This is a genomic window from Snuella sedimenti, from assembly GCF_016428595.1.
GTDB lineage: Bacteria > Bacteroidota > Bacteroidia > Flavobacteriales > Flavobacteriaceae > Snuella > Snuella sedimenti.
The window spans coordinates 17,489-36,050 of record NZ_JAELVQ010000025.1 but is presented as its reverse complement, the minus strand read 5'-3'; the positions used below and the strand labels follow the sequence as shown (position 1 = coordinate 36,050).

Here is an 18,562-nt window from a genome sequence, read left to right as displayed (position 1 = left end):
AAGATGAAAAGAATTAAATTATATATAGTATTTCTAATGACCAGTATAGCACTGGTATCATGCGAAGATATAATTACAGAAGAACCAATCGATTTTTTGGTACCTGGTAGTTTTCCTGAAAGTGAATCTGATGCTATCGCAGCAACTACGGCTGCTTATACCAGATTACATAGTCATATTCTTTCGTTCTATTACGGATTTACACCTAGTGATATTGCCTTTCAAGGTCAGCATAATAAAAGACCCGTATCGTGGTTTATTGATTTAAATGCCAATAATGGAGATGCCACTGTTATGTGGCAACGAAATTATCAAGGAGTGGCTTTGGCCAATAGTGTGATAGAATTTGTACCGGCAGTGAATATGGATGAAAACTTGAAAGCGAGATTAATAGGTGAGGCAAAATTTTTAAGAGCATTTTATTATTTCGAGCTGGTAAGAGTTTATGGTGGCGTTCCCATATTAACTGCCGTTGCGCAACCTGATGATTTGGTCGGGATTACCCGTAGCACAGTGGCAGAAGTTTATAATTTAATAGAACAAGATTTAACAGATGCTATTGCCGTGTTACCTTTAAGCTATGGAAGTACGGATGGAGGTAGAGCTACTAAAGGAGCTGCAACAGCTATGTTGGCACGTGTGCATTTAACACAAAATGAGTGGGCTGAAGCCAATACCAGAGCAGAAGAGGTTATTGCTTCTGGACAGTATGGATTAGTAGCTGACTATAATGCTTTATGGTCTCAAAGTGCTGAGTATGTGTTAATGCCGGGATTAGATGGCGGAAATGTTAATGAAAATGTATTTGATATTCAGTTTCAACAAGATGAGAGGAATGACTTTAAACAAAGTTGGGTAGGTTCAAGGGATACCGAAGTAGGAGGAGTAAATGCTATAGGCGGAGGATGGGAAAATATGCTTCCTACCAGTGACTATTTGGCTATGTTCGAACCAGGTGACAACAGAAAAGATATAAGCTATGTAACCGAGATAAATGGGAACGTATTAGAATCTCCAAGAACACCTGGAGCAGGTCCAATTACCGGAAAATATTTAAATATTGATGGTGACTCACCAAGAGGAAATAATGGAAGCCAGAATACCTATGTTATTCGCTATTCGGATGTTCTTTTAATGAGGGCAGAAGCAGAGAATGAATTGAATGGCCCAACAAATGCCTATCAATTTATAAATAAAGTAAGAGAGCGTGCCAGCTTGCCACCACTTTCTGGTTTAACAAAAGATGAATTTAGAACAGCATTAAGAAAAGAACGTGCTACAGAACTAGGTTTTGAAGGCATTAGAAAATTTGATCTATTGAGATGGGGTGTTTTTGTAGAGACTATTCAAAATGCACAAGAACCATGGTTAGCAGAACCTGCAGCAAATATACAACCGCACCACGTTTTAATGCCAGTACCTGCTAGAGAAGTAGAAATTTCAGAAGGAAGTATTGAACAGAATCCTGGGTATTAAATTATAGTTTTTAAATTAGTTTTTTTAGTTTGAAAGACCATTGGCTAAAATGCTTCTGGTCTTTCATCTAATTATTTAAAATGGCTGATGACCGTTATACACCATTCTTAATAATAAAAATTTTACTCAATGAATTTGAAAAGGTATTTTTTTAATAGTTTATGTTTAATAATAATTATACTTTTCTCTTGTGAAAAAAAAGAGGAAGTCAAACAAGATATTAATGTACCTTTATTTTCCTTTTGCAGTCCTGAGCAAACTAATATCTTTTTTAAAAATAACCTAAAAGAAACCTTGTATATGAATGGGCTCTTTTATGAGTACTATTATAATGGGGCGGGTGTTGCCGTTGGTGATTTTAATAATGATGACCTTCCTGATATTTATTTTGTATCAAACTTAGAATCTAATAAACTCTATATTAATAAAGGAGATCTTAAGTTTGAAGATATAACTGACATTGCAGGGGTTCAGGGAAAAGCTGTTTTTCCAACAGGAGTTACAACAGTAGATATTAATTCCGACGGGCTTTTAGATATTTATGTATGTGCTTCAGGTCAATTTAAAGATCCCGATAAAAGGCGTAATGAGCTTTTTGTAAATCAAGGGATAGATAAAAACGGTATGCCAGTTTTTAAAGAAATGGCAAAAGAATACTATCTGGATATAGAAGAGTTTTCAACACAAGCTGCTTTTTTTGATTTTGACAAAGATGGTGATCTGGATATGTTTCTAATTAACCATGACGTAGAAATATATGGAGATGCTCAATTAGAACATTACCTTAAGGCACAAGGAGAACTTAGTGGAGAGCGTCTATATATAAACGATAAAGGTAAGTTTATTGATGCAACAGAAGAAACAGGTATTATAAATAACCGATTGGGATACGGGTTAGGATTGGCTATTGGTGATTTTAACAATGATAATTGGTCGGATGTATATGTTAGTCATGATTTTTCAGGAGAAGACCATTTATATCTTAACAATCGTAACGGTACCTTTTCGGAAAAAATTAAAGAAGCTACCAATCATATTTCCTTTTTCTCCATGGGCAATGATGCCGCTGATTACAACAATGATGGTTGGCTGGATATTATGAGTGTGGATATGGTTTCTGAAGATAACTATGGTATAAAAACCAGTATGAGTGGTATGGATGTAGAACGATTTTATAATCATGTTGATTTAGGCTTGCACTATCAATACATGTTCAATACACTTCAAACAAACAATGGAACTGGTTTAGGTAGCGAAACTCCTTTTTTTTCTGAAACAGCACACCTGGCTAACATTTCTAATACAGATTGGAGTTGGGCGCCTTTGTTTTTTGATATGAATAATGATGGCTGGCAGGACATTTTTATTTCCAATGGCATAAAAAGAGATTTTAGAAATAATGATTTTGTAAAATATCATAAGAAAGTAAGAGAAGAGCTTTCAAAGAATAAGACCATTAATAAAGAAGCTTATATCTCTCATATAATGACTAAAATGCCAACCAGAAAGAAAAGTAATTACTTTTTTATGAACCAAGGAGATCTTACTTTTTCTAAAGTAAGTGGTATTCAAAAAATAGACAGCTTGCTTACAGCTTCCAATGGCGCAGCCTATGCTGATTTTGATAATGATGGTGATGTAGATATTGTTGCTAATAATATGGATGATTTTGCTCATATCTATAAAAACAATCAATCCGAGAAAAGCAATAGAAGTTTTTTAAAATTAAAGTTAAACGGTCCGAATGGTAATACAATGGGGATTGGAGCAAAAGTATATGTGAAAAGTGGCAGCAATCAGCAAATGAAGGAGCACTATAATACTAGAGGTTTTCAATCTTCGGTTGGGAATTATTTGCATTTTGGATTGGATGAAGCTGATATGGTTGAGGAGCTTAGAGTAGTTTGGAATGATGGGAAGGAACAGGTATTGAAAAACATAAAAGCCAATCAAACACTTAAAATATATTATAATGAAGCACAAGTTATTAATAATATAAAAACGATTGATAAAAGCAAACTATTTAAGGTAATATCAGCTGATTTGATTCAATATAAACATGAAGAAAACAGTTATAATGATTTTGAAAAGGAAAGCTTATTGCCACATAAAATGTCTGAACAAGGACCTGCTTTTGCGGTGGGAGACTTAAATGCAGATGGCATGGATGATTTTTATATAGGCGGTGCTCTTGGCTACTCAGGGAAAATATTCATTCAAAAGAATGATGGTTCTTTTAAAGAAGCCAGAAATAATGTAGATTTTTACAATGATAGGACTTTTGAAGATGTTGGAGCTACATTGTTTGATGCCGATAACGATGGAGATTTGGATCTATATGTAGTTAGCGGGGGAAATGAACGTAAGGAAAATTCAAAGTATTACCAAGATAGACTTTATGAAAATGACAATGGAACATTTGTAAAAACACCTTTAGCCATTCCAAAGTTTTTTACAAGTGGATCATGTGTTCGGGCGTACGATTATGACAATGATGGCGATTTAGATTTGTTTGTTGGAGGACGCCAAATTCCAAAAAAGTATCCGTATCCGGCAGATAGTTATTTATTGGAGAACAGAACAGTAGGTAAAAGCATTAGCTTTGTTGATGTCTCAAAAGAAGTATTGCCTGATCTTGAGCGTTTGGGAATGGTTACAGATGCCGTTTGGACCCATATAAATGATGATCAATTGATAGATTTGGTTGTGGTTGGAGAATGGATGCCTATAAAAGTTTTCATCAACGAAGAGGGATACTTTTCTGATCAATCAGATGTTTACGGTTTGAATGAAGAAGTAGGCTGGTGGAACAGTGTTTCGGCAGCAGATTTCGATAATGATGGCGATGTAGACTTGGTATGTGGTAATCTAGGGTTGAATTATAAATACAAAGCTTCTAAAGAAGAAACTTTTGACGTCTATACTAAAGATTTTGATGATTCTGGTGATTTAGATATAGTTCTGGGGTATTATAACGGGGGAGATTTGTATCCTTTAAGGGGTAGGCAGTGCTCTTCTAATGAAATGCCTTTTATTAAGGATAAATTCAAGTCATACGATGCCTTCGGTAAGGCTACTTTAGTGCAGGTTTATGGCTCTGGTAATTTGAATAATGCTTTAAATTATAAAGCTTCAAATTTTTCGAGTATGTATTTTGAGAATAGAGGAGATAAGCAAAAAATGAGGGGAGTGCCGTTAGACAAAAAATCCCAGGTATCGTCAATTAATAGCATCTTAAATTTCGATTTTAATAAAGACGGATACTTGGATATTATAGTAGCTGGAAATTTATATGGATCAGAAGTAGAAACTCCCAGGAATGATGCCAGCTACGGAATGTATCTCAAAGGAGGAAGCCCTGCTTTTGAAGCATTGCCAGCTTTTCAGAGTGGTTTGTTGGTTGATGGTGAAGTGAAGCAAGTGAACATGCTAAAAGGTGCTAACGGAAATGATAAGTTGGTTTTTGTGAGAAACAATGACGAGTTAAAATTTTATTCTTTTAAACAATAACTAGAAATATAATCAAACTATAAAGAAAATTATGAAAAGTAAAATTAGATTAAAATTAAATTTTTTAGTTTTTATATTCCTGTCAGCAATGTGTGCGACTTCGTGTGATGATGTATCAAAAGAAAGTACGCTGCTTCCAAACATTATAGTCTTTTTAGTAGACGACATGGGACTAATGGATACTTCAGTCCCGTTTTTAACAGACACAAATGGGAATCCAGTAAAACATCCGTTAAATGACTATTATAAAACACCTAATATGGAAATGTTGGCGAAGCAAGGCATCCGGTTTACAAACTTTTATGCCCATTCAGTTTGCTCTCCAACGCGGACCTCTATTCTTACGGGTCAGAATTCAGCACGTCATAAAGTTACCAATTGGATTAAATCTGAAGAAAATAACAGGACTAAGTTTGGTCCAAAAGATTGGAACTGGAAAGGGCTTACTAAAGAATCGGTAACACTTCCAAGAATATTACAGCAAGAAGGCTATAGAACAATTCATGTGGGTAAAGCTCATTTTGGGCCTTATAACAGTGAAGGAGAAGATCCTCTTAATTTAGGTTTCGATATTAATATTGCCGGTAGTTCTATAGGTCAACCCGGTAGTTATTTTGGAACTGATGGGTTTGGACATTTAGGAGGCAATAAGTCAAGAGCTGTAGATGGTCTAGAAAAATATCATGGAAAGAATATATTTTTAACAGAGGCACTAACATTGGAGGCTAATTTGGCAATATCAAAGGCTAAGGAAGAGGGAAAGCCATTTTTTCTCAATATGGCACACTATGCGGTTCACACACCATTTCAAGTAGATTCTCGTTTTATCAATCATTATAACACTTCAGGCAAATCTCAAAAGGCACAGACCTATGCAACTCTAATTGAAGGGATAGATAAGTCATTAGGAGATATAATTGAACATGTGAAGGATTTAGGACTGGGCGAAAATACTTTAATTCTGTTTCTTGGAGATAATGGTTCAGATGCTCCCTTGCCTATTATAGATAATTACAGTAGTTCCTCGCCAATTAAAGGGAAAAAAGGGAGTCACTACGAAGGAGGTATGCGGATTCCATTTATAGCCTCATGGATTTCTCCAAATGATAAAGCTACTTGTCAGATAAAAACACCGATTAAACATAATACTATTCAGCCGCAACTTGGGTCAATCTTAGATATTTTTCCAACCCTGTCTCGTGTAGCAAATGTAAATAATACCGAAGAATTTATTTTAGATGGATTCTTATTGCAAGATCAGTTTAAGGGGAAAGAGAACCTAAAACGTGATGAATTATTTCTCAATCATTTTCCTCATAGTCACCGTTCTAGCTATTTTACAAGTCTAGTTAAATCAGATTGGAAAATTATATATCATTATCAAGTAGATAGTCTCCCAAACTATCAACTATTTAATTTAAAAGAAGATCCGTTTGAAGCTAATGATGTGTCTGATAAAAATCCAGAACAGCTAAAAATAATGATGAATGTACTAGCGGGTGAAATGAAGAACAAAAAAGCACTTTATCCTGAGAAAGAACGACAAAAATTAGAATTGATTATACCTTAATCTAAAGAATTCCTCGACGCTCTGCGTTGGGGTTCCCGTTGAAATTGTCATTCCCGTGAAATCGAAGATTCATGAATACAATATTTTGAAAATATGTTTATATGAAACGAACATTAATAAAATTTAAGCATTTTTTCACAATAGTGAATGTTTAAAATTTTTAATGTGAGAGCGTAGCGATTGCACACGTTCTTAATTTTATAATTACAATAAAATAAATTAATTACTAAAATTTAAACGTGTGAATAAAGTTGTTTTCCTAATATGGCGTAAATAATGAATAATAAAAATTCTGCTTTTAGTTAATTCTATCTTAATATTTACAATTTATAGTTTAAAAAGCGGTAGTCCCTTTTTTAAATGATAGTTTTGCAAGTATTATAAAAACTAGAAAATAGAATTAGTTATGAGTCAAGTAAAAGAGAATGATACCGTACGCGTTCATTACACAGGAAAGTTAACCAATGGTCAAGTTTTTGATAGTTCTTTAGAAAGAGAGCCTTTGGAATTTACTTTAGGCCAAGGGATGCTTATTCCGGGATTTGAAAAAGGTGTTATTGATATGAAGGTTAATGAGAAGAAGACCGTTAATATTCCTGTAGCAGAAGCTTATGGTGAAGTACGTCAAGAGTTATTTTATGAAGTGAAAAAGGAACAGCTACCACAAGAGATGACTCCTGAAGTGGGAATGGGCTTGGCTTCTAAAAATCCAGATGGCACCGAAGTACAGTTTCGTGTTGCCGAGGTTCATGAAAACCATATTATAGTTGATGCGAACCATCCGTTGGCAGGCCAAGATTTAATTTTTGATCTTGAATTGATTGAAATAAAATAGAAAGCTATTTTAGAATAGCCAATAAAGAAGTCTGATCCTGTGGTCAGGCTTTTTTTGTTAACAATCAATAACTTTTGATAATGTGCTTAGATTGGTTTTTGGTGGTATAGCTGTTTTTTGGGATGTTAAGAAATTGTAATCTTGTTGATTAAAGGTCTTTAGAGGTATGTTCTTAACGTGTTTTAAATATGTTGGCTTTTGCAGGTAATATTTCTGGTTTTAAAAGTGTGTCTTTTTAGAAATAAGGAGTAAACCTGCGTTTTTAAAGTTTTTAACTTAAATTTGCTTGACTTGTATAAATAAGACATGGAATGAAGCTTCTATTTATTTGAGAGTAAAGCAATAGCTTTGGGGCATTATGGATTTAACTAAAATTAAAAACTACTTATTGTCATTAGAACAGATTCCTTCTTTGTTTTACCTTGTAAAATGGATTTTTATTTGTTTACTTTTAGGAGCGATTATTGGTAGTGTATCTGCTTTTTTTCTCTTAAGTTTAGAATGGGTCACTAATTGGAGAGAATCTCATTTATGGATTATTGCATTACTGCCAGTAGGGGGCGGGATCATTGGGTTATCTTATTATTTATACGGTAATAGTGTTGTTAAAGGAAATAATTTATTGCTTGAGGAATTTCATTCACCCAAAAAAATTATTCCATTTCGAATGGCGCCCTTAGTGCTTTTTGGAACGATTTTAACACATTTTTTTGGAGGCTCTGCAGGACGTGAGGGGACTGCCGTTCAGGTAGGAGGTGCTATTGCAGATAGGTTTACAAAGCTTTTTAATCTTTCAAAACGTGACAGAAGGGTTATATTAATTGCTGGTATAAGTGCAGGTTTTGCTTCTGTTTTTGGTACACCTTTAGCGGGGGGTATTTTTGCACTTGAGGTAATGGTTTTAGGTCGCATAAGGTTGGAGGCTGTTGTTCCGAGTTTTTTAGCGGCTGTATTGGCAGACTATTTTTGTGGTGTTTGGGATGTAGGGCATACACATTACCATATCGCATCTGTAGCCAAAATGACACCGATAAATCTTTTGTGGGCAGTGTTGGCTGGAATTATTTTTGGGCTTGTAGCCATGTTGTTCTCTAAGTCAACTCATTTTTGGAGCAACTTATTTAATACGCGGATTAACTACCCTCCACTTCGACCGGTTATTGGGGGAGGGGTATTGGCTATTGTTATTTATCTCATGGGAACAACAAAGTATATAGGATTGGGAATTCCAACTATTTTAGATGCTTTTAATGAGCAGTTGAATTCTTATGATTTTATTTTAAAAATTTTATTTACATCATTTACCTTGGGAGCCGGTTTTAAGGGGGGAGAAGTAACACCTTTGTTTTTTATTGGAGCGACTTTAGGGAATGTGTTAATCTGGTTTATTCCTTTGCCAATGGGCCTGTTAGCAGGTATGGGGTTTGTGGCTGTTTTTGCAGGAGCTACCAATACACCCATTGCCTGTACTATTATGGGGATTGAACTTTTTGGTATCGAATCTGGGGTTTTTATAGCTTTAGCTTGTAGTACGGCGTATCTGTTTTCGGGGCATTCGGGTGTGTATTCCTCCCAAATTATAGGAAGTCCAAAGCACACTATTTATATGCGCGAAAAAGGGATGTCGCTTTCTGATATTAAAAACAAGCGTAACAATAAAGGAGAGCGGTTATAAATTAACCAACCTTTTTTCATTGTTGCTTTTTAGGGCTGCTTCAATAACTTTTATAACCAACATGCCTTCTGTAGCTGTTACGGGAACAGGCTTGTTGTTTCTTATAGATTCATACATGGCATCATAATAGGCCATATAGTCACCTCTAGAAGTTGTAATATGCTCTTTAATAACCTTTCCGTCCTTTTCGGTGTGCAGTAGCCCTTTCTCTTCATCCGGTACAATGCCCCAACTTGCTGTTCCAGGCATTTTTCCCGCAATGAGCTCCGTTTCCTGGATGTCTGCTTTAGATTTTATAAAAGAGCCTTTTTTTCCGTGTAAAATATTTCCGGGGAGCGGTTCTCTTACGTAATAACTTGATTTCAATATAACTCGATGCGATGGATAAAATAGTTTTAAATCGAAATAATCACTAACTTTTGAATTCGGTCTGTGAGCGTCTAAATCTGCTTGCACGGCTTTAGGTAACCCAAAAAACTGTATGGCCTGATCAATTAAATGTGATCCTAAATCGTATAAGCTCCCAACACCAGCAGTTGAAACTTCTTTATGCGTTTTGTAGCTAAGTCCTGGGTTATATCGATCGTAATGAAACTCGGCTTCAACAATATCTCCTAAGGAGCCTTCATTTAATATTTTTTGCACTGTTTTAAAATCACTGTCATAACGTCTATTATGGTATATAGAGATAATAACATTTTTGTCTTTAGATAATCGTATTAATTCTTCAGCTTCTGCAACGGTTGTTGTAAATGGTTTTTCAACGATTAGGTGCTTCCCTGCGTTAATAACCATTTTAGAAAACTCATAATGTGTAATATTAGGTGTGTTAACTACGACAAGTTCAATGGCTTCATCGGCTAATATCTCTTCTAAAGAGCGGAATGTTTTTACGTTTGGATAGCGTTCTTGTGCCAAGTTTTTTGTTCTCTCAAAAACACCATACAAATTAAAATTGGGATTTACCGAAATAAATGGTGCATGAAACACCTTTCCGCTCATGCCATAAGAGCATAAGGCTGTATTGATTGGTCGCATAAAGTTCCGTTCTATTTTTCTATAAATATAATTAGATTTTCAATTTAAAGTTTAATATGGTTTTGTTTTAATAACAAACCTAAAAGCCCTTGGTAGGTGATGTAAGAGAGTGAGATAATTGAATAGACTGACCTCTTGTGAAAATTTGTCGACTATTAGAAGTGTTTCTATTTAAAGAATGTAATAAGGAAGGTTTGTGCCTATTAGCATGAACTAAATTAAGGTTTTCAAAGAGACTGGTTATGCATTTGCATTTTAAATAAGAATATATAATGAACTCATCTTGACTTTTTCCAATTGGTTAAAAAATTGCTCTTTTGAGCCTGCTTTTCGTCATTTTCTCATTCCGTAGCCCTGCTATGCAACTTAAAAATGCTTTCCATTAAGTTCAAAATAGCTAATTTTCACTTCAATCAGAAAAGTTAAGATGAGTTTAATTTCTGGGCAGGATGTTTAATAAGTTTTCCTTTTAAATTTATTGAATTGATAATATTTGTACTTATTTAGGGGATTTTATAAAGTAATAAATGGAGCTTTTTGAAATATATTGAAAACAAACAAAATTACCCTCGATAATTATATAGCAATGGTTAAATTTGAAGTACTAAAAGCATAATTTAAAGCACATAGATTGATGAGAAAGCTTAACGAATTTATTTGGGAAACCCATGGTATTCATGCAGGGACAGAACAAGATCATGTAAAACACGGTATTGATAAGCTAGAGGATATTATAGATAAAGCTATTGAGGCAAACCATCCAAGTATTGCCTTTATAATTCATTCGCCCCGTTTAACGAGTTTTCGCTATGTGGCAGAAAGAGATACCAATGTAAAATTTATTCGAGGTAACAGATCCTATTTAAATTACCCTAAGCGTATAGCGAACTTACGTGAAAAATATGAAGGCCGCATCAATATTAAGTATGGTGTAGAGTTGGAATGGATGGGGCCAGATTTGGGATTGCAATGGAGTCGATCAAAAATATTTCAAGCAGAAGAAGCCGATTATGTTATTGGTTCGGTTCATTTTGCTCCCGAAGGATTGCCATATGATGGTAGTAAGGAAGAAGCTCTTGAATTGTTAAAAATGAGAGGTAGTCTAGAAGCTTATTGGGATGGTTATTTTAATGAAATGATCCAGATGATTGAGTGTTTTGGAGATATGATTCAAATAATCGGACATATAGATTTGCCTAAATTAAATGTTGATATGCCAGAGGCTTTGGTGAATTTTGAAACCAGTTCGCACCCCTTAGCCAATAAATTTAGAACACTTTTAGAGCTTATAGCCGATCGTAATCTATCATTGGATGTTAACATGGCCGGTAAGTTTAAAGGTGTTGGAGTTTATCCTACACAAAATATTTTAAGAAGGGCCAATGAACTTCAAATCCCGGTGTGTGTTGGGACGGACACGCACCATGTAAGGTATTATGGGCTTAATTTTAAAGAAAGTCTGGAATACATTCAGGAGGCTGGTTATGAAAGTTATGTGAGCTATTCAAAATTAATCCCAGAAAACCGTACTATTTTCGATGATCATGAGCTAAAGGTTAAATACACCGTTTTAAATAAAGGTATTGAGTTGTTAAATCAGCGATTGGACAATGACCAAAGAAGAATTATTCCCGATTTTTCTTTTGGAGGATCCTTTTCAGAGTTTGTAGACATATACAGGAATGCTACGGGTATGGGGGATTACAATGCCATCCGAATTAGAAAATGGGGAAAGTCAATTACAGTTACCAATGAGATTCCCAAGAACTCTGGGGATAAAGTAAATGGATTATTTTCAGAACATTTAGATAAGCCAGGTGTAATATCATCACTATTCAATACTTTGGCTTCCGAGGGAATAAATGTTGAAACAGCACGGTTAAAGTCAAATAATGATGGAACAGCTGTAGCATTTATATCTATTGAAGGGGGGGATAAAGAAAAAGTAAAAAGTGCCATAGACTTTGCTAATGGTACAGATGGCGGGCTTTTTAGTAAATTAATTTACAAGGAAAATGCAGAGTTGCCTAATTACCATAGAGAAGGCGTCTATTTATTGGAAATGGATGGTGTGGATTTAAATTTGGTATTGAGCGATAAAGTCATTCTTACCAAACACCATAATGCACCTGGAGTTTTACTAATATTATTGTCTGCTTTGGCTTCAAAACATATTAATATTATTGATCTTAGGTTAGGAAGGTTGAACAATATAGGATATTCGGCTGTAGCTATAGATGGTGATAGTAATGTAATTAAAGACTTGTTGTCTAAATTAGGAGAACAATATTATGAGGCCAATTTAATTGAGTTTCACAGTATGTAATTGTATTGGTCGTTACTGACCAATCAGAAAATTCCTTTAAATCAGCAACCCCAAAGCGGTAATTGATTTAAAGGAATTTTTGTTAGATATCCCTAAAGGCATTAACTGCCTAGTTCAGAAGTGATACTCTGTACAACAGAGACGGCTGTATCAAGCTCGTCTTTATTGACAAATATTTCCTGAAAGCCAGGAACAATACCACCTCCAAAACCAGCTAATCGAGCCGATTCCGTTTGGTCTTTAACAATAGGGTTAATGTCAATAGCTTCAAGCTCTGTAACAATACGCTGGACAATTATAAAGTCGCCAGTATATATTTTTATATAATTGGAGTCTTTCATCTCTTAGTAAGTTTTGAGTTTCTATTAAATATACAATTTTTTAAATAAAAAAGTCAGCTTTAAGCTGACTTTTATTACAAAATATTATGTTTTATAAGCTTACCTTAATTCGGCACCCAATTGTTTTTCGAAGTTCGATTGTAGCTTGTTCATAATTTTGTCTATTTGCTTATCGGTAAGTGTTTTGTTGTCGTCTTGAAGGGTAAAGCTAATGGCGTAGCTTTTTTTTCCTTTTGGAAGGTTTTTGCCTTGGTATACATCAAACAAATTCACTTTTTTAAGCAACTGCTTTTCAGTTTGTTTAGCAATTTTATGTATCGATTCAAATGTAACGGCCTCATCTAAAAGTAATGCAAAGTCACGACGTACTTCGGGGTACTTAGGTATGTCTTTGTAAATAATTTTATTATGCTTTACCAAATCGAGTATAGCCTCCCATTTAAAATCTGCAAAGAACACCTCTTGAGAAATATCGAAATGTTTAAGAATGCTTTTTTTCAATATGCCGAACTCTACAATGTTAGTTTTCCCAAAGTTTAATGAAAGTCCTTCGCTAAAAACATCATTTTGGACAGGTTTTTCATTATATCGTGTAATTCCCAAACGTTCCAAAACGGCAGTGATGCTTCCTTTCATAAAAAAGAAATCGCTTTTAGCACTAACGCCATGCCAGTGTTCGGGTGTGCTATTTCCAGTTGTGATCAGTGTTAGGTGCTTGTGTTCCTCTCTCTGTTCGTTAAATTGATGGTACGTTTTACCAAATTCAAAAAATTTAAGATCTTGCCTTTTTCTATTAATGTTATAGGATACCGCTTCCAATCCAGAAAACAGTAATGATTGTCTTAAAACAGATAAATCATTACTTAACGGGTTGAGCATGGTTATGTTGTGTTCTTCCTTCAGTTGTTCACTAAGTGCAATATAGTTAGGTGTTGTTAGCGAGTTGGCCATGATCTCAAAATAGCCTTGAGACGCCAATTGATTGCCAGCTACGTTTTGGATTCTATGATCGTCAAAACGTGAAGTACTAGAAATAGAAGCGTTTAGTTTTTCGGTAGTTTTAATATTGTTATAACCGTAAACACGTAGGATTTCTTCAATAACATCGGCTTCTCTCTGTACATCATTTCTATAGGCAGGAACTGTTAAGCCTAGACCGGTTTCGGTAACATTATTAACTTTAATATCTAAAGAAGTAAGAATGCGTTTAATAGTTTCCTTCGGAATCTCTTCACCAATTAATTTTTTAGCATTTTCAAAACTTAAACGAACCTGAAAGTCTTCAATTTTCTTGGGGTAAAAGTCAATAATGTCGCTTGTAATTTCTCCTCCAGCAATTTCTTGAATTAGTAAGGCAGCACGTTTTAGGGCATATTCGGTAATATTAGGATCGATACCACGTTCAAATCTAAAAGAGGCATCTGTATTTAAGCCATGGCGTTTAGCCGATTTACGAATGCTTACTGGGTTAAAGTAAGCGCTTTCCAAGAAGATACTTGTAGTTGTTTCGGTTACCCCAGAGTGCATACCTCCAAAAACACCGGCAATGCACATAGGTTTTTCGGCGTCGCAAATCATCAAATCGTCTTCATGAAGCTCTCGTGTAACACCATCTAAGGTTTCAAACTTGGTTCCGGCATCGAGAGTTTTTACCTCAATTTTGTTTCCTGCAATTTTAGTAGCATCAAATGCATGTAGGGGCTGGCCTAGTTCGTGAAGTACATAATTGGTAACATCGACAATGTTATTAATAGGGCTTAATCCAATAGCTTTTAACCGGTGTTGTAACCAGGTGGGAGAGGTCTGGACTTTTATTCCCGAAATAGTGAGTCCGCAATACCGCGGAGCCAGGTCTTTGTTTTTAACATCAATGTCAATTTTTAATGTGCGATTGTCAACATGAAAGGCACTAACCGATGGCGTTATGAGTTCTAAATTTATTTCTTTTTGTGCAAAGCCTGCTTTTAAGTCACGAGCAGTTCCATAATGACTCATGGCATCAGCTCTGTTTGGTGTCAGGCCAATTTCAAAAACATGGTCATTTTCAATTTCAAAAATATCGGCAGCAGGCGTTCCAACTTTAACGCTGTCTTCCAGAACCATAATGCCATCATGAGATTTCCCTAAACCCAGTTCATCTTCGGCACAAATCATTCCATAACTTTCTTCGCCTCGAATCTTTCCTTTTTTAATAACCCAAGCTTCTCCTGTTTCGCTATACAGTGTTGTTCCAATGGTGGCAACAGGTACTTTTTGCCCTGCTGCAACGTTGGGAGCTCCACAAACTATTTGAATTGGGGATTCACCGCCAATATTAACGGTTGTTACTTTAAGCTTATCTGCGTTGGGGTGCTTTGTACAACTTAGTACTTCTCCAACAATAACGCCTTCGAGTCCTCCTTTTACAGACTGGTAGGGTTCAATACCCTCTACTTCAAGACCTAAATCTGTAAGTAGTTCACCAGTTGCTTCAGGTTTCCAATCTGTTTTAATAAATTGTTTTAACCAATTGTATGAAATCTTCATAAATGATCTGCTATTTAAGTGTGCAAAGATAAAATATTGGAGCAAGCATTCAAACAATGCAATATAATTTGTAAATTAATCTCTTTATTAACTTAAATCTAAGGTTTTATGAATTTAATAACTAGGGTATTACTAGTGTTTTTGTTACTAGCATTTATTGCTTGTAGAGATGCCAAAAAGGAGGAAGAAGAAACCAAAGCAGCCTTGAGTAAAATTGAAAATATTGAATCTCAAGTAAATGACATTTCAGAAGAAGTAGATACACAAGCTAATGAAATGGAAAGTGCATTAAAAGAATTGGATAGTATTTAAAAACAATAATGGTATGAAAGTATTTAGGTATATAGTAGTTATGGCTTTTGTAATGGTCCTGTTGAGTGGGTCAACGCTTATTGCACAAGGGAAGAGCAAGGAAATTAAAGAAAAGAACAAGAAAGAGCACAAGGAAAAGAAAGTGCTAAAGGGCTTGGAAGAAGATAATTACCGGATTGGTGATCGTCTTAAATCGGAAAAAAAGGATAAGGCTTCTAAAGATAAGGGCAATAAAGGGCAAGGTAATGCATACGGGAAGCATAAGGGGGAATTAAAAGGTAGAGCTTTTGGTCAGGCACGAGCAGCAGAGGCAAAGAAGAAGTTGGATGATGAGTTTGCGGTTTTGGAGCAAAGGGAACGGGATGTTAGAAAAGGAAAAGAGCGTATTGAAGAAGCTAGAAAACGTGTCGATAAAGAAAAGGAGTCTGGAGTCCTAACAGAAGATCAGGAGAGAGAAAAGCGGGACGTTATTGAAAGGGCGGAAAAAGAATTAAATGATTTGGAAGGAGCCATTAAAAGAGGTAAGGAGCGTATTAAGGAAGAGAAGGAAAAACTTCTGAAAATATACAATGAGGAATAAGTGTTTGAATGACCTTTTGTAATAATGTTTTAAAAAGGAAATATTTTTGTTTATAGTATGTTAATTAACAATCTGCATGTGTTATTTAACAAAACCATAACAGGAGCGATAGCTATAAGTATATATCTTAGGGCTGATTAAGTGTGACAAACCATCAATCAAATTACATTCAGTTCTTATGAGCTCGTCCTGTTTGGTCGGGCTTTTAACTTGGATTGTACGCTAAAAAATAGTGCTATTATAGGTTAGCTAATATAATTCCAAATATTCTTATATCTCACTAATTCCTTGTAAGTGTTTATGATAGCTTGGTTTTCTGTAAGTAAAAGTTTAGGGTCGTTTTGAAGTGTTTTTTTTGCATAATATCTGGCGCTATGTAAAATATCGTTATCTTTAATGATGTCTGCAATTTTGAGGTTTAAAACGCCGCTTTGTTGTGTGCCCATAAGGTCTCCAGGGCCGCGTAAACGTAAGTCAACTTCGGCAATTTCAAAACCGTCATTGCTTTTAACCATAGTTTCTAAACGTGTTTTACTGTCATTACTTAGCTTATGACTGGTCATTAGAATACAGTAGCTTTGTTCGGCACCTCGTCCTACGCGTCCTCTCAACTGGTGTAATTGGGAGAGTCCAAAGCGTTCGGCACTTTCAATAATCATTACGGATGCATTGGGTACATTAACGCCTACTTCAATAACCGTGGTTGCTACCATAATTTGGGTTTCGCCTTTTATAAAGCGTTGCATTTCGTATTCTTTGTCGGCTGGTTTCATTTTACCATGAACTATGGATATTTGGTAGTCTGGAGGGGGGAAATCCCTAACAATGCTTTCGTAGCCATCCATTAAATCTTTATAATCCATGCTTTCGCTTTCTTGAATTAATGGATAGACGATGTAAACTTGTCTCCCTTTTGCAATTTCGTCCCGAATGAACTTAAAAACATTTAAGCGGTTTTTATCGTAGCGATGTACTGTCTTTATAGCTTTTCTTCCTGGGGGTAATTCGTCAATGACGGACACATCTAAATCGCCGTAAACCGACATGGCCAAAGTTCTTGGGATTGGAGTCGCTGTCATGACCAAAACATGGGGAGGTGAGGTGTTTTTTCTCCATAATTTACTTCTCTGCTCAACACCAAAACGATGTTGTTCGTCAATAATAGCAAGTCCTAAATTTTTAAATTTCACCTTGTCTTCAAGTAGTGCATGTGTGCCAATTAGAATATGTAGCTCACCGTTTTCTAAAGATTCGTGAATTTTTTTTCTAGTTGAAGTTTTAGTTGAACCAGTTAGTATTTTTATGCTGATATTAAGTGGTTTACATAGTAAATTTAATCCGTTGTAATGCTGAACTGACAAAATTTCAGTCGGAGCCATTAAACAGGCCTGAAAACCGTTGTCAATTGCGATTAACATTGACATAAAGGCTACTATGGTCTTACCTGAGCCAACATCACCCTGCAGTAAGCGATTCATTTGGGCGTTACTCCCTAAATCTGCACGTATTTCCTTTAGTACTCTCTTTTGTGCATGCGTTAATTCAAAAGGTAAATGCTCTTTAAAAAAGGTGTTGAAATAATGGCCTACCTTTTCAAAAGGAAACCCTTTAATTTTAGATTTGTGAACTTGGTTTTTTATAATTAATTGTAGTTGTATATAGAACAATTCCTCAAATTTTAATCTAAACTGTGCACGTGCTAATAGCGCTTGACTTTTGGGAAAATGAATATTGAAAAGTGCCTCCCGTTTACTTATTAAGTTTAGTTCGTCAATTAAATTATTGGATAGCGTTTCTGTGAATTTACCGTTAGATTCAATAAAAAGTTGTTGTACGATTTTACTAATTACTCGATTAGAAATGCCTTTGTTCGATAGTTTTTCGGTCGATGGATATACAGGTTGCATGGCCGAACGGAGATTTTTTTCATGTGCCTCCAAAGCTTCTACTTCGGGGTGGGGCATACTAAACTTGCCATTAAACCAATTTGTTTTACCAAAAATAACATAAGGTTTGTTTAATTTTAGGCTTTCCTTGATCCATTTCTGACCTCTAAACCAGACCAATTCCATAGCGCCAGTTTCGTCCATAAAATTGGCAACGAGGCGTTTGCCGCGTTTTTGCGAAATCTCTTTAAAACTGGTAAGTTTACCAATTATTTGGACTTCCGCATTGTTACGCTGTAGTTGGTTGATTTTGTAATACTGTGTACGGTCTATATAACGATTGGGGAATAAATTAATTAAATCTTGATACGTATGTATGCCTAACTCCTTACGTAGTAAGTCGGCGCGATTGGAGCCTACGCCTTTTAAATAATCTATAGGAGTTTGCAGGTTAATACTCATAAAGCGAATTTAAGTGTTTTCGTTT

General features: G+C 35.3%; 12 protein-coding genes. 8 read left to right on the top strand and 4 right to left on the bottom strand.

Going from position 1 to position 18,562, the window contains the following annotated elements:
- Nucleotides 1-3 precede the first annotated feature (3 nt).
- The 5 genes from JF259_RS14955 to JF259_RS14935 all read left to right on the top strand — a co-directional run bounded on the left by JF259_RS14955 (nucleotide 4) and on the right by JF259_RS14935 (nucleotide 9,066).
- Nucleotides 4-1,476, top strand: a complete 1,473-nt coding sequence (locus JF259_RS14955) for a RagB/SusD family nutrient uptake outer membrane protein (RefSeq protein WP_199116455.1) — start codon at nucleotides 4-6, stop codon at nucleotides 1,474-1,476.
- A gap of 300 nt (nucleotides 1,477-1,776) precedes the next feature.
- Complete coding sequence (locus JF259_RS14950; protein WP_199116454.1) at nucleotides 1,777-4,986, top strand: VCBS repeat-containing protein; 3,210 nt, start codon at nucleotides 1,777-1,779, stop codon at nucleotides 4,984-4,986.
- A gap of 31 nt (nucleotides 4,987-5,017) precedes the next feature.
- Entirely contained in the window at nucleotides 5,018-6,556 is a 1,539-nt protein-coding gene (locus JF259_RS14945; RefSeq protein WP_199116453.1) for a sulfatase-like hydrolase/transferase, read from the top strand.
- Between the two features lie 406 nt (nucleotides 6,557-6,962).
- Nucleotides 6,963-7,391 (top strand): FKBP-type peptidyl-prolyl cis-trans isomerase, encoded by a 429-nt coding sequence (locus tag JF259_RS14940; protein WP_199116452.1) that lies wholly within the window; start codon nucleotides 6,963-6,965, stop codon nucleotides 7,389-7,391.
- A 358-nt stretch (nucleotides 7,392-7,749) separates the two neighbouring features.
- A complete protein-coding gene (locus JF259_RS14935) occupies nucleotides 7,750-9,066 on the top strand; it encodes a voltage-gated chloride channel family protein (protein ID WP_199116450.1) in 1,317 nt (438 codons plus the stop codon).
- On the opposite strand, the gene JF259_RS14930 is transcribed toward JF259_RS14935, so the two are convergent.
- Nucleotides 9,061-10,104, bottom strand: coding sequence for a Gfo/Idh/MocA family oxidoreductase (locus JF259_RS14930; protein WP_199116448.1), 1,044 nt, complete (start codon nucleotides 10,102-10,104; stop codon nucleotides 9,061-9,063). The genes JF259_RS14935 and JF259_RS14930 overlap by 6 nt on opposite strands.
- A gap of 634 nt (nucleotides 10,105-10,738) precedes the next feature.
- On the opposite strand from JF259_RS14930, the gene JF259_RS14925 reads away from it, so the two are divergent.
- Complete coding sequence (locus JF259_RS14925; protein ID WP_199116440.1) at nucleotides 10,739-12,430, top strand: histidinol-phosphatase HisJ family protein; 1,692 nt, start codon at nucleotides 10,739-10,741, stop codon at nucleotides 12,428-12,430.
- Between the two features lie 101 nt (nucleotides 12,431-12,531).
- Here JF259_RS14925 and JF259_RS14920 read toward each other — a convergent pair whose 3' ends face one another.
- Entirely contained in the window at nucleotides 12,532-12,771 is a 240-nt protein-coding gene (locus tag JF259_RS14920) for a putative signal transducing protein (RefSeq protein WP_199116438.1), read from the bottom strand.
- Between the two features lie 99 nt (nucleotides 12,772-12,870).
- Nucleotides 12,871-15,297, bottom strand: coding sequence for a phenylalanine--tRNA ligase subunit beta (pheT, locus tag JF259_RS14915; RefSeq protein WP_199116436.1), 2,427 nt, complete (start codon nucleotides 15,295-15,297; stop codon nucleotides 12,871-12,873).
- 108 nt (nucleotides 15,298-15,405) lie between these two features.
- Here pheT and JF259_RS14910 point away from each other — a divergent pair, with 108 nt between their 5' ends.
- Together JF259_RS14910 and JF259_RS14905 are read left to right on the top strand one after the other, a co-directional pair.
- A complete protein-coding gene (locus JF259_RS14910; protein ID WP_199116435.1) occupies nucleotides 15,406-15,609 on the top strand; it encodes a hypothetical protein in 204 nt (67 codons plus the stop codon).
- Between the two features lie 13 nt (nucleotides 15,610-15,622).
- Nucleotides 15,623-16,189: a hypothetical protein gene (locus tag JF259_RS14905; RefSeq protein ID WP_199116433.1), complete on the top strand. Its 567-nt coding sequence runs from the start codon at nucleotides 15,623-15,625 to the stop codon at nucleotides 16,187-16,189.
- A gap of 245 nt (nucleotides 16,190-16,434) precedes the next feature.
- Here the strand turns inward: JF259_RS14905 and recG are convergent, their stop codons facing one another.
- Nucleotides 16,435-18,537: an ATP-dependent DNA helicase RecG gene (recG, locus tag JF259_RS14900; protein ID WP_199116431.1), complete on the bottom strand. Its 2,103-nt coding sequence runs from the start codon at nucleotides 18,535-18,537 to the stop codon at nucleotides 16,435-16,437.
- Nucleotides 18,538-18,562 lie beyond the last annotated feature (25 nt).